Source organism: Dyadobacter sp. (genome assembly GCF_017744695.1).
Taxonomy (GTDB): Bacteria; Bacteroidota; Bacteroidia; order Cytophagales; family Spirosomataceae; genus Dyadobacter.
Map to the genome: position 1 here is coordinate 291,349 of NZ_JAGIAS010000001.1, position 15,921 is coordinate 307,269.

Sequence of the window (15,921 nt, forward strand, 5' to 3'; positions counted from 1 at the left end):
CTTACATAATTTTTTGAATCACCCGGCGGGGACTCAATGCCCAAGAAGGACTTGCTTCACCAATTTCGTCGGTCACGGTCTCCGGGACTCATACAAGCATTAAAACCAGTTTTCCCGCGACTTTTTGATCCAGATCAAAAAAACTTAGGCCTGCATCCGTCATTTTTGCATGAAACAAACTAACAGTAATAATGAAAAAGACAGGATTTTGGGTAGCCTTGCTCTGGACTATTCCCTTTCTCGCAAACGCGCAGGCACCTGACGCGATTCTTGGCGAATGGCTTAACGAAGAAAAGGATGCCAGGGTAGAAATCTACAAATCATCCGGGAAGTACTCCGGCAAGATCACCTGGATCAAAAACGCCTTTGAAGCGGACGGCAAAACTCCTCAACGGGATAGCAAAAACTCCGACCCGTCGTTGCGCAACCGCCCGCTCAAGGACATGATCATACTTTCCGATTTCACTTTTAAGGACGGGCTGTGGACAGGCGGAAAAGTGTATGACCCCAAAAGCGGAAAATCGTACAGTAGCAAAATGACACTCGACGGGAGTACGCTTGAAATCAGAGGATATGTAGGGTCGCCGCTATTCGGCAGAACCACCGTGTGGACGCGGCCGAAGTAAACCCAACAACAGACTACCGGAATTCGCGCCGGCCACTCATCACCATAAAAGAGCATCCCGGTGCGAGCTGACGGGGAGATAGCATGGTCCTATTTCCCCGTTTCCATATGGCCGGCATCGACGGGCTTGGATTCGGGCGATCCTTTTTGCCGAAGAAAAATCGACAGGATAACGATGGAAGCGACGGAAAGAAATTCGCTTTGCCAGTTCTGGAAAGTTTCAAACCAGAAAGCGGGTTCAGCCAGAAATGCATTCAACGATTGTTCCGGTTCCCCATGCAGAATCCGCTGCTCGTTGTGATCGATGTAGCTTCCATACAGGTGGCCGGCCCAGCTTACCAGGAAAAGCAGCCCAAAAGCGATCGAAAGTGATTGCTGGTAGAGCCGCAGTTGCCACCCTCCCCGCTTGACCGGACCGGGCGCATCTTCTTTCGTAGGGTCAGGTTCCCTATCCACTTCTTCCGGCTTGAAAAGGTCTTTTGACTCGGCCGAGCCAATCTGACGAAGCGAAATGGTAAGGGTCACATACATGGCCATTTGCAGGAACTCACTTTGGAAATTCTCAAATGTCGACGAAAAAAAGTGGCCGCTGGTCAGGTATGCTCCCAATGCGATCGGCCCTGCCCCCAGCTCGGTTAAGTCATCATTGTGTTGCTTCCAGCCAAAAAAAGCTTGCGCCACCAATGCGGCAATGAAAAACGAGAGAAAGACAATCGATAACCCGTTTCTGTAAAAAAAGTTTGGTTTATGTTTCGGCATAGCTGTGTTGGTTAAAGTCTGCCTTTTCAACTAGAAAAGTGTGCCAGTTCCCTGGTGAACCCGACATGCCGACACCAACACTCATTCCGGACAATGAATAACGATAATACATATACGCAATTCGGATGATTGCAGCGTGTGCTGCAATCATCCGAATTGCGTTAACCCCAATAATGGTCCCTTTACCCTTTTCAAAATTATACCTTTTCAAATAGCGCGGCATTGTAAATGGAGGCTATTCTTTTTCTACACAAACCTGTAAAACAATGTGGGAGGTTTGCAGAAATGCCCTGGGAAATACCCCAAACGTTTTCTTGAATGCATTGCTAAAATGCGCCTGGTCGGTGAAACCAAAAACCTCCACTGCCTCTCCAAGTGTCATTTCACCCGAAGCTACCGCATAGATAGATTTCTTAAGACGCTGCCATATCACGTATTGTGTAAAAGGAAGGCCTATCTGCTCTGTAAACAAATGCCTGAAACGATGGGAAGAAAGATATGCCAGGTTCGCTACTTCCGACAAATCAATGTTTTTGGAGAGGTTTTGGTCAATGTATGATATAACCGGCCCCATCCGATCGTCCATTCTCTCCGGCGGCAGCGCCGGGAATTTTTCGGCCACCCGCATAAAGAATGCCTGAATGCGCTGGGCTACAACTGTTTCACCCATCGTGTCAAGTCCGTGCGTCAGGATCGTCTCAATCTCTTCTACGGCGATCAATTCCTCGATGAAGCAAACTTCGCGCCCGGATAGCAATATCCCCAGACTACGACCCCATCGGCTGGCAGGCTCAATGAGACTGATAAACATCATTGCTTCACCGGAGTTGCAGCTATGCCGGACGTTACGATCGATAACAAAACCTTTAACAGCTTGATGGTGATACCCATTGATCTCCGAATCAAAGGAATCGCCCAAAGTCACGACAATTTTGAACCCATATCTGTTTTGCATTTGCACAGATTGGCCCATTGTTTTGACAATATAAGAGATACTACAATCCTGCAATTCTCTGGATAAAGAATCCGCAGAAACAGATAATTTCATAAACGCGCTACTCCCGTTCTTTCAAAAAGTTTAAAAATGTTGGATGTGGTTCCGAACAGAAACCGACAAGGCAAGCAAAGGGAGCGCTAAAATGAAACAAACGTAACTACGTCACAACCTTTTGAAAGAAGAAAACCCCTGAAACAGCAAATATTAGCCCCAATTTACAAGTCTGCACGGCTGGCAACAACTTCTTCGACGTGCGCATCATCCTGGATAACAACCCTGCATTCGGCTAAAAAAGTGGATGGGTTTAATCCGAAAATATTCTTAAATGTCTTATGGAAATGGGAAAGGTCGGTAAAGTGATAATCGCGGCAAACTTTTGAGAGCGATTCCCCCGACTCGATGACGGTTTTGAGCGTACACCGCAGCCGATGCCACAAAATGTACCTGGATAAAGGAATTCCCACCTCGGCGGCAAACAAATGCCGCGTCCTGTGAAATGAGAGATTGGAAAGATTCTCAATTTCACGGTTCGTAATGTTCGTAGTCAGATGTGCAGATATATAGTCAATGATCCGTCTTACGCGGGGATCGATCAGGTTTGAATCCTGAATTTTCAGCCCGGTGACCAAAAACATCAGCTTGAATATGTGGGGAATGAGATCGGCATCCTTTAAAAACGCGTGGTTCAGCGGAAGAACGGGCCCAAGTCGGTCTACATCCAATATTTCCTCGAACCGGATAAAATCCCTGTCGCCCAGAATTTCCCTGATCTTACTTCCCCACGGGCTTTGCGGCTCAATCAGGATACTTAGCACCGGTCCATCGGGAGAAATGCACCTGTGCAACGCATTACCATTAACCACGAATCCTTTCGTTGCCGTGTAGGTAGATTCTCCCACGCTGCATTCAATCTGATGGTCCAGGCTCACCGCCACCTTATAACAATAATGCTTGTGGACTATGACACTTTTTGTGCTGGATATATAAGGCAGGCAAACCTTCCAGAGTCTTTCCGATAAATCAACTGTTTTATACATATATAGTTTATGGTTAGACTGAACTGCTTTGAGCAGCAATTACCATGCCGGATCAGGCACCGGAAATTCCTTTCTCATCGGATAGCTACATCTGCTGGACAGAAACCGCGAAGCAAGACGCAATGAAACGCGGCTGATTCGGCATTTAGAAAAATGATACCATTACGGTTATCCGGCGTGCAACCAAACGTACCAGCTACTTGTCTTAAGTAACGCCGCAACACGTTGTTTGACTGGCATTATAAGCTGGAAAATATGAGAACTGTATTGGGTTTCCTTTTAGTGTTATCACTGATCGCCTGTAAAAAATCAAGCAGTCCCGATCCCGCATGCGTTGAACGGGCAAGGGATTCTTCAGGTTGCTATTATGTTTTAGCTCCCGTTTGTGGTTGCAATGGAAAAACCTATCCGAACGACTGCGAAGCGCGCGCGCACGGAATTACTACTTTCTCTCAGGGCGAGTGTTCTAAAAAGAACTGAAAGACAACTCCCTCCCCAACACGCCTTGACCCTCCCAAGTATCGGCAGGAAGCCGAGGAACTGACTTGGAATCTGGTTTGAATTTCCTAATTTTTGGTTTGAATAGTATTAACGCCGTCCATAGCGGCTTTGATACTTTTACGGACAATCCGATCCCGCATTCGACACACAATAAACAACCAGATTATGGCAGAATATTCGATTTCAGTCAACGGAAAACAGCATACGGTCAACGCCCTCGAGGACATGCCCCTGCTGTGGGTACTGCGTGATATCATAGGTTTGAAGGGAACCAAATTTGGCTGCGGTATGGCGCAGTGCGGCGCCTGCACCGTGCATCTGAATGGAACGGCGGTCCGTTCCTGCAGCGTACCGGTTTCCTCCGTCGGGGAAAATAAAATCACCACCATTGAAGGTTTGTCGGCAAACGGCGACCATCCCTTGCAGCTTGCCTGGCAAAAGCATTTGGTCCCGCAATGCGGTTACTGCCAGACAGGCCAGATTATGAATGCGGCCGCGCTGCTCAAAGCAAACCCGCACCCTTCCGAGCAGGAAATTGAACAGGCCATGGAAGGTAATTTGTGCCGGTGCGGCACCTACAATCGCATCAAGGCGGCCATTATGAGCGTTTCCTCAGCTTCTTAAACCAACTGTAAAAAGCCAATCCATGAAGTATCAAACTTTCACTCAAAAGAAACAGGACGCCGTTTCGTCAGAGGTCTTCAAGGCTTCCAGAAGGGACTTTTTAAAAACGGGTGGCATGCTTGCCGGCGGATTTGTTTTAGGGATCAACCTTTTCAGCTGTGATGAAAAAGGTAAAAAAGTAGCTGCTTTTGCCCCTAATGTATATTTGAAGATTTCAAGCTCGAACGAAATTTCCATCATTGCCCATCGTTCCGAAATGGGACAGGGCATCCGCACATCCCTTCCATTAGTGCTAGCCGACGAGCTGGGCGCCGATTGGAGCAAGGTTCAGATCGTACAAGCCGAGGGCGACGAAAAGAAATACGGTAACCAGAACACGGACGGCTCCTTTTCGATCCGTATGTTCTACAAGCCGATGCGGGAAGTCGGCGCCATTGCCAAAACCATGCTGTTGCAGGCTGCGGCCAAAAAATGGCAGGTCCCCGAAACGGAATGTGATACGGAGAATAGCCAGGTTGTACATAAAAACTCGGATAAGAAGCTCAATTTCGGAGACCTGGTAGCGGAAGCCAGCCAATTGCCGGTTCCTGCTGTCAAAGACGTCCAGCTGAAAAGCCGCGACAAATTCCAAATAATCGGAAAAGAAACGCCGATCGTAGACTTGCCGGCGATCGTGAACGGCCAGGCGGTATTCGGCATTGACGCCGCAGTGGAAGGCATGAAAGTAGCCGTAATCAAACGCTGCCCGGCCGCGGGCGGATCGGTCAAATCGTTTACCGACGAAAAAGCCCGGAGCATACCCGGCGTGCTGAAAGTGGTGCAAATCAAAGGGGCCGGCCTTCCCGCTACCCTAAACAAACCATTGGCAGGCGTGGCCGTGATCGCGGAAAATACCTGGGCTGCCATCAAAGGACGTGATCTGCTGGACGTAGTCTGGGACCTTGGCCCGAATGCATCCTATGATTCGGCGGAGGAGATCAAGCAGCTCGTCAAGGAAGTCTCCCAGCCCAAGGGCACGCCGAGGCGCAGCCGGGGCGATTTCGATTCCCAAAAAATGAGTGCCAAAAAGGTGATAGAGCGCACCTACATTGCTCCGCATTTAGCCCACGCAACGATGGAGCCCCCCTGTGCGCTGGCCGTTTTCAAAGACGGCTCCTGCGAAATATGGGCGTGCACGCAGAACCCGCAGGGCGCACGCGACGTAGTAGCGGAAGTGCTGGGAATTCCTGTGGATAAGGTAAAAATCAATGTGACGCTGCTCGGCGGGGGATTCGGACGCAAATCCAAGCCGGATTTCATCGTGGAAGCCGCTATGCTGGCCAAAGAAACAGGCAATCCGGTAAAAGTACAATGGACCCGGGAAGACGATATCCATCATGACTATTTCCATGCATTGAGCGTCCAGCGGATTGTCGCTACCATCGATAAGGATAATAAACTGTCGGGCTGGAACCAGCATATTGCCTACCCGTCTATCTCGGCCACTTCCGACACCAAGGTAGTACAACCCGACGACGGCGAAATGATGCTCGGGGCTGTGGACTTACCCTACGATATACCCGCCATCCGCATCGAAACGCATGACGCACCTTCACACCTGCGCGTGGGATGGCTGCGCTCCGTCCGCAACATTCCGCAGGTTTTCGCCAGCGCCACCATGCTCGACGAGGTAGCCGAAGCGCGGGGTATGGACCCGGTCGCCCAGGCGCTCGAATTGCTGGGTGCGGACAGGAACATCACCTTCAACCAGGAAATAGTCAAAGGCACCTACCCTAACTACGGCGAGGATATTGCCGCATATCCGTGGGAAACCCGGCGAATGAAAGCCGTCATCGAGCGGGTGGCCAAAGAAGCAGGCTGGGGTCGTAAATTGCCCAAAGGCTCGGGCCTCGGCTTCGCCGCCCACAAGAGTTTTCTGACTTATGTGGCTTGCATTGTAGAAGTCAAAGTGGGCGCGGGTGGCAAGGTAACGATCCCGAGCGTACATTACGCGGTCGACTGCGGCACCGCGGTCAACATCGACCGGATTAAATCGCAGTTCGAAGGCGGCGCGCAATTCGCGGCGAGTCTTGCATTGAAAAGCGCGATCACATTTAAAGAAGGCCGGGTAGAACAAAACAATTTTGATACCTACCAGATCATCCGCATGCCCGAATCACCGAAGGAGATTCACGTGCATATTATCGATAGTGATGCGAAGCCGACGGGCGTAGGTGAGCCTCCGGTACCGCCATTCACCCCGGCGTTGTGCAACGCCATTTACAAGGCGACCGGCAAACGGATTTACAACCTTCCCGTCGACCTGGTTGGCTGAGGTCATCCTGCCGAAATGCTTTATCAGCCAGATGCAAACGGGACTCATAATCACTCGTGAGTTCCGTTTTTTAAATGGAAATTACTTGTTGGCCCTCTCCATATCGAGCAGCCACTGCTTGCGCCATATTCCGCCTCCGTAGCCGGTCAGGCTGCCGTCGGTGCCTATCACCCTGTGACAGGGTACCAGAATCGATATTTTGTTCATGCCGTTGGCATTGGCTACCGCGCGTATGGAGCCGGGGTTTCCGATCATCACCGCTTGTTGCTGATAGCTTCGGGTTTCACCATAGGGAACAGCCCGCAATGCTTGCCAGACGATATTTTGAAAGTCTGACCCTACTGCATGAAGAGGGACCGTAAACTCCTTCCTTGCCCCCGCGAAGTACTCCGCAAGTTCCTTTTCCAGTATTTCAAAATGCACATTTCGCCCCTGAATAATGTTCGCATTCAAGGCTTTTGAAAGCAATTTAAACTCGGTTTCCAACATTTTCCGGTCGGTAAACTCCAGCAGGCACAAACCTTCCCTGGTCGCGCAGGCAAACATGGTTCCCAGGGGCGTTTCCAGCCTTGTCAGGTCTATTATTTGCTGCGATTTCCCTTTAACCGGCGAAAACCCGAAAATGCTCTTGAACGATCCCCCGAAGCCGCTTAGCGAGTCAAAACCTGAATCAAAAGCCGCTGTCGTGACCGACTGCCCCTGCTGAATGTGTTTAAAAGCAGAATTGATACGGTACATTCTCTGGTATGCGTGAAACGTCATACGATGGTTTTTAAGAAACCAACGCCGTACCGAACTCGGTTCAAGCCCCCGGGCAAGCAGGTCCGCATCCCTGAATTTTAAAGCAGGATCGTCAGCTAATTCGTCGAGCAGTGAACGGATTGTTTCCGGTGTCTGATGAGCGTGCTCTAATGGCCTGCAAACCTTACATGGCCGGTACCCTTTCTGAAATGCCTCTTTGGCAGAAAAGACAAATTCGACATTTTCCATTCTGGGCTTTCTGGCGGTACAGGTCGGGCGGCAAAAAATACCCGTGGTTTTCACAGCCGTGAAGAAAACACCCTCAAATTGGCTATCCTTCTCTATAATAGCCTGATACATCCTTTCATTGGAAAGATTCATAGATCAGTTTGTTGAATTGATAGCCAAAATTAGAGCGGTCGCAGCAGGCCGGCAACCGGAAAATTAACAAGTATTTTTTGGGTCTCTAAACTGAAATATTGGTTCCGCCCACCCCACCATTGGAATAATTACTTTTTTTGCAAGATATTTCCTATTCAACGAATTATTAATATTTTTGCAAAAGTGGCAACGCCCAGACCGGGGCCACGCGACCCATTTCCGACTTTAAGTTTCCGACAATGTCCGATCACTCTTTCCTGCATGAGGACGCCGAGCTGCTGCAACGCATTGCTTCGGGCGATGAAAGGGCTTTCAGGATTATTTTCAACCGGTACCATCACAAGCTGGGTACATACATTTACCGTGTGACGCGTTCCCACGAAATGGCCCAGGAGATTACCCAGGACTTGTTTCTCAAAATCTGGCTCAACCGCGAATCGCTCACCGGCGTTTCCAACTTCAAAGCATACCTCTTTGCGGCATCGAAAAATCAGGCTATTACCAGCCTGAAAAAGATCGCGCGGGAACAAAGCCGTGTGGCACCGCTGGAAAGTACCTTCGACATGGAGCATACCGACGACGCAGACGAAACCCAGCGCTATACGCTGATCGACGAGGCGATCGACCACCTGCCGCCACAGCAACGCCAGGTGTACCTGCTCAGCCGTCATGAGCGCCTCAAATACGCCGAAATCGCAAGCCGCCTCAGCCTCTCCCGCGAGACGGTCAAAAAATATCTGCAACTTTCGTCGGAATCCATCGGCAATTATATTCGCAAAAGATTGATTACCAACATATTGATCTTCATCTCCATTTTTATTTAAAAATTTCCGGAATACACTACCCCCTTTTTACCTGGGCTTTCGGTCTTTCATACAAAACCGGGATTTTTTAGCATTCTAACAATTTGGCCATGGCAATATCCCCAGAAAGGCTTTCCGCACTGTTCAGGCGCTACTACGCAGGCATAGCAACGCCCGCGGAAACGGAGGAACTGATGGACCTTGTCCGGTCCTCGCAACACGATGACGAGCTTGCGCATGCGCTCAGGCACGCATGGGAGCATACGGATGCAGACGAGAAGCATTTCGGGGAACAGGAAAGTCAGCAAATGCTGAATGCCATCCTGACCGACAACACCCTGGCACAACCTGCGGAAGAGCCGTTCCGGATCAGATGGGTACGCTATGCGGCAGCGGCGGTCATTGTCATCGCAGCTACGTTTGCATTTTACCGGTTTAAACAGCAACCCACAGTTACCCAACGGCCCGTAGCCACGAACCAGGTATTGACCGACATTCCACCGGGCGGTAACCGCGCATTCCTCGTGCTCGCCGACGGTGCCGGCATTCATCTCGACAGCGCCAAAAACGGGCTGCTGGCCAGAACAGGCGATGCGGAAATCACCAAAACAGATGAGGGAAAAATTGCCATTTCGACTGGTAATCAACCAGGTAACAACCTTTTGCAACGCAATTTGTTAACGACTCCCAAAGGAGGCCAATATCAGCTCACGCTCAGCGACGGCAGCAAGGTTTGGCTGAATGCCTCCTCGTCCGTCCGCTTCCCGGCCGCTTTTGCCGCCAACGAACGAAGGGTGGAGATCACCGGGGAAGTGTATTTTGAAGTTACCAAAGACAAAAAGCGACCGTTCCGCGTCAAATTCGGCGATTCGGAGGTGGAAGTGCTCGGGACAAGCTTCAATATCATGGCCTATCCCGACGAAAAGGCGTCGAAAACCACATTGTTGGAAGGGTCGGTCAGACTTAGTCATACCGGCCAGTCACGTATGCTCGTTCCCGGCCAGCAGGGCGCCATTCAATCCGACGGGGCGATCGTAACGGCCACCGTGGACACGGAACGGGAAACAGCCTGGAAGCAAGGGCTTTTCTACTTCCGTGATTCGGGTATCCGGGAAATCATGCGCGACGCCTCGCGCTGGTACGACATCGAAGTGGAATACCGCGGAAAAATCCCGAAACGCCAGTTCACCGGAAAGGTTTCCCGCCATGTAAATATCTCAGAGCTACTCAATATGCTCCGGTACGCGGGCGTGAACAGCACGATTGAAAACCGGAAAGTCGTGATTTCAATGTAGAAGCGTATATAGTATTGCGTTAACAAATCAATCTACCTAACCCAACACCTTTTATGCAAAACAAAGCAAAACCACCTCCAACGCGCATGGCAGCGTAGTTCGGTAAACAAAAACAGGGAAAATGGTGCGAACATTTCCCCTGCGACAAGTCCGGATGATGCAACAGGCTCCCACCAGGAAACGCTATTAACCATTCACCCAAACCTTACAAATATATGCAATTAATCGATTTACTCCGGGGCCGGGGTTACCCTCGTGTATCCATACCTCCCAAACTGATCCTGACAATGAAACTGATCACGTTTCTCCTTCTGGCAACACTCGCGCAAGTATCCGCCGACGGGTACAGCCAGAAGATCACCCTCGACGAGAAAAACGTGCCGCTGGAAGCAGCGCTGTCCGCTATCGAAAAGCAGACGGACTATCTTTTTCTGTACGACAAGCTCGAAATGCCGAAAGGTCAGAAAGTGACGCTGCAGATCAGGAATGCGTCGATTGCGCAAACACTGAACCTGTTGCTCAAAGATCTTCCGCTTTCCTATAAAATATTCAACAAGAGCATTGTACTCCGCCGCGAACCCAAAGACAAAGAAGCCGCTCCCCCTATCCCTGAAAAGAAAACCGAGGTGCGGCAAACGATCAAGGGGCTCGTCACCGACGACAAGGGCGAGCCGCTCCCCGGTGTGAGCGTGCTCGTGAAGGGCACGCAAAGCGGCACCACGACCGACGTGCAGGGGCGGTACAACCTCGAAATCGACAACCCGACGGCCATTCTGACGTTCAGTTTTGTGGGTTACATCAGCCAGGAAATGCCCGTAGGCGACAAAAGCGAGATCAATATTAAACTGATCGGGGACATTAAAGCGCTTAACGAGATAGTCGTGATCGGCTACGGAACGATCCGGAAAACCGACCTGACCGGCGCTGTGGGCACCGTTACCGCCAGGCAAACCGAAAACCAGGCAGTACCCACGCTCAGCCAGGCCCTGCAAGGCAAAATGGCCGGGCTTACCGTACGACAGACGAGCGGAAATCCGGGTGCCGGCGCGGAGGTGCGGATACGCGGGATGGGTACTTTTGGCGCATCAGCCTCCCCGCTGGTGGTGGTCGACGGTATTATCACCAACGGCGGGCTTACCGACCTCGATCCCAACAGCATTGAATCGATCACCGTATTGAAAGATGCTTCATCGGCTGCCATTTATGGCTCCCGTGGTGCCAACGGGGTGGTGCTCGTTACTACCAAAAGGGGCTCTACCGGCAAAGAAGCGATCAGTTTTCAGTCCTATTACAGCTTCGACAGGGTGATACAAAAAATCGGGACTGTGGACGCGGCTACCTATGGCGGCATGGTCAATGATTTTTATGTAAACCAGGGCAAAGAAGCTCCCTACGCTGACCCGGCCTCGCTCGGAAAGGGCACCAACTGGCAGGACGAGATCTTCCGCACCGGCGGGAAACAAAGCTACTCCCTCTCGCTCAGCGGTGGCACCGAAAAAAACCTGCACGCCATCACTGCGAGCTATTACAAAGGCGACGGGATTGTGATCAACTCCAAATACGACCGGGCCAATTTCCGGGTCAACAACGATATTAAACCGTTAAAAGGACTCAAAATCAGCAGCAGCGTGGGTTTCAGCTACGGTGCATTGAAGCAAGGCGATCCACAGGGGGCGGTCAACGCCGCGTTGATTTACGCGCCGAATGTGAAACCCTACAATGCCGACGGCAGCTACGGCATCGCCGACCGCGCCGGCCAACCTACAACCATGACCGCCCCGCTCGTGGCCGCGTATGAGCGTACCTACCGCGAAAACCGCCTTGGATTGCTGGGTAACCTTTTCGCTGAATACGAAATCTTGCCGGGCTTGAAATTCAAGAGTAGCCTGAGTGCGGAGTACATTAATCTGGATATCAAATCATTTGTTCCGTCCTACAACTTCGGCCTGGGTAACTCCAACGGCATTGCCACGCTGAACAGGGAGCTGAGAAGCACAAAAAACTACATTATCGACAACATTCTTACTTACAGCAAGTCGTTCAATACGCATCACCACCTCGACCTCATGGCCGGGTACACTTTCCAGGACGAGCGGTTCGAGTTCGTACGGGCATTTCGTAATACATTCAGCAGAAACGACGAGAATCTGCAAGTGCTCGACGCCGCTACCGCCAACGACCTCGCACGGGGCAATTACACCGAATGGGCACTGCAATCCTATCTGGGAAGGCTCAATTACGCATTCAAGGAAAAATACCTGCTCTCGTCCAGCATCCGCATCGACCAGTCGTCGCGTTTCGCCAAACAGAACCGCACGGGTATATTTCCTTCGGTGTCCGCGGGCTGGGTGCTTTCCAACGAGGGATTTGCGGCCGGCAAGCTAGGCCCGGTGAGTTATCTCAAACTTCGTGCAGGTTATGGCGCGCTGGGGAACCAGGATGTGGGGGGAACTTATCCCTATCAATCCGTGATCGATTACGGGTTAAGCTATGATTTCGGATCGTCCCAGAATGTGTTGGCCGGTGCTGCGCCTACGGCACTCGCCAACCCGAATATTTCCTGGGAAAAAACCACGACCACCGGCGCGGGACTCGAATTTAACCTGTTTCAGGACCGGCTTTCATTCATCATCGATTATTACGACCGCCGCACGACCGACGTACTCGTTCGCGTACCGCTGCCTACCATTTCCGGCATGGCTACTTTTCCCTTTCAAAACGTCGGCAGCGCCCGGAACAGCGGTATGGAGTATACTGTGGAATATCGCGGCAATGCGTTCAACCAGGAGCTGACCTACAATGTGGGCATTAACCTGACCGTCAATAAAAACGAAGTTACCAAGCTGAACAAAGGCCTTGACATTATCCAGGCAGGCGGGGGCCAGGGCGGCGTCGAAACCCGGACCTCCGAGGGGCATGGTATCAATTCATTCTATGGCTATGTCCAGGAAGGTATTTTTCAGACTACCGACGAGATCAAAAATTCGCCCTTCCAGCCGAATGCAGCGCCGGGCGACATCAAGTTCAAGGATCTTAACCACGACAACATCATCGACGACCGCGACCGGACCTATATCGGCAATTTCCTGCCCAAACAAACGGTCGGTTTCAATGCGGGTGCCCGGTTTAAGAACTTTGATTTCACCCTTTCGCTCGTAGGCGATTTCGGACGGTACCAGAATATTTTCGCCAGCGGGTTTGCGGCGGCACGTGCAGCCGAGTCGACCAACATCATGTGGGCCGATCGCTGGACGGGGCCCGGCACGAGCAACTATGTTCCCAGGATCATCGGCGGCGACCCTAACAACAACTCCCGCTCGTCGGATTTCTGGGTGAGAAGCCAGGATTACCTGCGCCTCCAGAACGTCCAGCTCGGTTACGACTTTTCCGGAAAGTCGTTGAAAAAGGTGGGACTGGGTAAACTCAGGCTCTACATCGCCGGCCAGAACCTGCTGACATTCACCAATTACCCCGGCTTCGACCCCGAAACAACGGCCACGGCCTACCCTATTCCCCGCTCGGTCTACATGGGACTGAACCTGGGTTTTTAGTGATACGCAATCATAGCAAACGGTCTTTATTATGAAAAGAAACATACATTCAATGCTTTTGCTGGCAGCCCTGACCTTCGGCTGCAATGGCAAACTCGACCTGGACCCGATCGGCTCGATTTCCCAGGAAAACTTCTATACCACCACGAGCGACGCCCAGGCTGCGGTAGTTGCCTGCTACAATGCCATTCTGGCCTACCACACAGGCGGTAGCACCAGCAATGTGACGGGCATGGATATGTGGGGCGATATTCAAAGTTCCGATGCCGAGCCGCATCCCGACGGCGTGGCCTGGAACCAGATTTACCAATACACCCTCCAACCCAACAACGGGGAGCTGGCCAACCAGTGGTTCCAGATTTACGAAGGCATTTACCGCTGCAACCAGGCGATGGAGAAAATACCCGGCATTCAAATGGACGAAGCCCTGAAATCGCGGCTGATCAAGGAAGCCTACTTTCTACGCGGCTGGTGGCTCCTGCGCTTGGGAAAAATGTATGGCAATGCACCGCTGATTACCAAAACACTAGGCATCGACGAGTTGCTGGTACCGAAATCTACCCGGCAGGAGATTTTCGACCAGGTGGAAAAAGACCTCATCCAGGCATCGACCCTGCCCGATTCCTACGACGACGCCAACCTGGGACGCGCCACGTCTTACGCCGCCAAAACCGTGCTTGCCGAATTATACCTTTGGGAAAAACAATGGGCCAAGGCCAAACCCCTGCTCGAAACGGTGATCAACTCCGGCCGGTTCAGGCTGCTGGACTCCTATTCAGCATTATTCGACGGCTCGATTGAAAACCATCCCGAATCCATTTTTGAGATACAATACAAAGCCAACACCGGCAAAAACCTGGGCAATTTCTCGACCACGTACAGCGCGCCCAACGGCGAAGGCTATGTACCTGGCGGCGGCTGGGGGTGGATCAGGCCGACGAAAGACCTCGTGAACGAATACGAAACGAAGCCCAGGGAAGACCCCCGCCTTACCTACTCCATTTTCCGCAGGGGCGATAATTTCGAAGGACAGGTTTTCAAGGATGTGGTAAACGGAACCGGCTTTGCAGTCAAGAAATGGGTGATTTCGGGTAAAACAGGTGCCGAAATCGAACAGAACTATCCCTGGCACACTTCCGCTAACTTCGCATTGTACCGCTATGCAGAAGTGCTGCTGATGTACGCGGAAGTGCTCAACGAGACGGGCGACGCGGCCGGTGCGGTGGGTTATATCAACAAAGTCCGCGCGCGGCCGTCGGTGAACATGCCTGCATTAGCCACGACCCTCACCAAAGCGCAGGTGTTCGAAGCGATCCGCCACGAGCGCCGGGTCGAATTCACGTTCGAAGGCAAAACAGCCTACGACCTGCGCCGCTGGGGCATTGCGGGCAGCTTCCTGAGATCGAAGGACCGGTGGCAGAACGACGTGAAGATCAACCCGCAATGGGGCGGCAACTTCTTCAAGTACGTCGACGGCAAGAACGACTATTTCCCGATCCCTCAGTCGGAGATCGACAAGTCCGGCGGCACACTGGTTCAAAATGAAGGCTGGTAATCGCATTGTAGTACCTAATTGAAACGATATGATAAAACTCCTGAACCCCAATTTCATACTGGAAGCAGCAGGCTCGGCCCTGCTGCTCACGGTGGCCCTGCATTTGCCGGAACAGGCATCGGCACAGCAAGCGCCTAAATCCGTTTCGCTTTTCGACGGCAAGACGCTGAACGGCTGGCGAACGGCCGACCCGGCGGAGATCAAACTCTGGCAGGTGGCGGACAGCGCGCTGGTGAGCGGCGACCGCAAAGAAAAAATCCCCGCCAACCGCTACCTGCTCACCACCGGCGAATACCGCGATTTTGAGTTCCGCTGCCTGTTCCGACTTACCGGCGACGCCAAAACCGGGTTGATCAACAGCGGCATTCAGTACCGCTCAATCATCGATGGCGGCAAGGTGGTAGGCTACCAGGCCGACATTGGTACCGGCTACTGGGGCGACATTTACGATGAGCACCGCAGGGGAAAGCTCGTCGGCGGTGACCTGAAAACGCTGAGCCATTTGCTGCATGAAAACGGCTGGAACAGCTACATGATCCGCTGCAAGGGCAATCGCCACGAGCTGTACATCAATGGCGTCAAAACCTGCGACTACACCGAAACCGATCCCAGGATTCCTTCGAAGGGGTTTATAGCAGTGCAAATACACAGCGGCGGGGCGGCAAAAGTAGAATTCCGGGATCTGACGATTTCTGAATTATAGACCGCGCTATTTTTTAGTTTAAACAAAACAAAATC

At 51.8% G+C, this 15,921-nt stretch carries 13 protein-coding genes; 9 read left to right on the forward strand and 4 right to left on the reverse strand.

What is annotated here, in order from left to right:
• Window positions 1-191: 191 nt before the first annotated feature.
• The gene (locus J7619_RS01110) at window positions 192-626 is read left to right on the forward strand and encodes a DUF2147 domain-containing protein (protein ID WP_291193048.1); all 435 of its coding nucleotides are present in this window, start codon (window positions 192-194) and stop codon (window positions 624-626) included.
• An 89-nt stretch (window positions 627-715) separates the two neighbouring features.
• On the opposite strand, the gene J7619_RS01115 is transcribed toward J7619_RS01110, so the two are convergent.
• From J7619_RS01115 to J7619_RS01125, 3 genes are all read right to left on the reverse strand, one after another.
• Window positions 716-1,384, reverse strand: coding sequence for a DUF6766 family protein (locus tag J7619_RS01115; protein ID WP_291193050.1), 669 nt, complete (start codon window positions 1,382-1,384; stop codon window positions 716-718).
• Between the two features lie 235 nt (window positions 1,385-1,619).
• Window positions 1,620-2,339 (reverse strand): AraC family transcriptional regulator, encoded by a 720-nt coding sequence (locus J7619_RS01120; RefSeq protein WP_291193052.1) that lies wholly within the window; start codon window positions 2,337-2,339, stop codon window positions 1,620-1,622.
• A gap of 257 nt (window positions 2,340-2,596) precedes the next feature.
• A complete protein-coding gene (locus J7619_RS01125; protein WP_291193054.1) occupies window positions 2,597-3,418 on the reverse strand; it encodes a helix-turn-helix domain-containing protein in 822 nt (273 codons plus the stop codon).
• 255 nt (window positions 3,419-3,673) lie between these two features.
• On the opposite strand from J7619_RS01125, the gene J7619_RS32180 reads away from it, so the two are divergent.
• The 3 genes from J7619_RS32180 to J7619_RS01135 all read left to right on the forward strand — a co-directional run bounded on the left by J7619_RS32180 (window position 3,674) and on the right by J7619_RS01135 (window position 6,857).
• A complete protein-coding gene (locus J7619_RS32180; RefSeq protein ID WP_409012696.1) occupies window positions 3,674-3,898 on the forward strand; it encodes a Kazal-type serine protease inhibitor family protein in 225 nt (74 codons plus the stop codon).
• A 186-nt stretch (window positions 3,899-4,084) separates the two neighbouring features.
• On the forward strand, window positions 4,085-4,543 hold the full coding sequence (locus J7619_RS01130; protein ID WP_291193056.1) for a (2Fe-2S)-binding protein: 459 nt from the start codon (window positions 4,085-4,087) through the stop codon (window positions 4,541-4,543).
• A 22-nt stretch (window positions 4,544-4,565) separates the two neighbouring features.
• A complete protein-coding gene (locus J7619_RS01135; RefSeq protein WP_291193058.1) occupies window positions 4,566-6,857 on the forward strand; it encodes a xanthine dehydrogenase family protein molybdopterin-binding subunit in 2,292 nt (763 codons plus the stop codon).
• An 81-nt stretch (window positions 6,858-6,938) separates the two neighbouring features.
• On the opposite strand, the gene J7619_RS01140 is transcribed toward J7619_RS01135, so the two are convergent.
• A complete protein-coding gene (locus J7619_RS01140) occupies window positions 6,939-7,979 on the reverse strand; it encodes a bifunctional transcriptional activator/DNA repair enzyme AdaA (protein WP_291193060.1) in 1,041 nt (346 codons plus the stop codon).
• A 239-nt stretch (window positions 7,980-8,218) separates the two neighbouring features.
• Here J7619_RS01140 and J7619_RS01145 point away from each other — a divergent pair, with 239 nt between their 5' ends.
• The 5 genes from J7619_RS01145 (at window position 8,219) to J7619_RS01165 (ending at window position 15,886) form a co-directional block, all read left to right on the forward strand.
• Window positions 8,219-8,803, forward strand: a complete 585-nt coding sequence (locus tag J7619_RS01145; protein ID WP_291193062.1) for an RNA polymerase sigma factor — start codon at window positions 8,219-8,221, stop codon at window positions 8,801-8,803.
• 89 nt (window positions 8,804-8,892) lie between these two features.
• Window positions 8,893-10,077 carry a FecR family protein gene (locus J7619_RS01150; RefSeq protein ID WP_291193064.1) on the forward strand — a complete coding sequence of 395 codons (1,185 nt, stop codon included), beginning with the start codon at window positions 8,893-8,895 and terminating at the stop codon, window positions 10,075-10,077.
• A 215-nt stretch (window positions 10,078-10,292) separates the two neighbouring features.
• Window positions 10,293-13,628, forward strand: coding sequence for a TonB-dependent receptor (locus tag J7619_RS01155; protein WP_291193066.1), 3,336 nt, complete (start codon window positions 10,293-10,295; stop codon window positions 13,626-13,628).
• Between the two features lie 31 nt (window positions 13,629-13,659).
• A complete protein-coding gene (locus tag J7619_RS01160) occupies window positions 13,660-15,183 on the forward strand; it encodes a RagB/SusD family nutrient uptake outer membrane protein (RefSeq protein ID WP_291193068.1) in 1,524 nt (507 codons plus the stop codon).
• Window positions 15,184-15,211: 28 nt separating this feature from the next.
• Complete coding sequence (locus J7619_RS01165) at window positions 15,212-15,886, forward strand: DUF1080 domain-containing protein (RefSeq protein WP_291193070.1); 675 nt, start codon at window positions 15,212-15,214, stop codon at window positions 15,884-15,886.
• Window positions 15,887-15,921 lie beyond the last annotated feature (35 nt).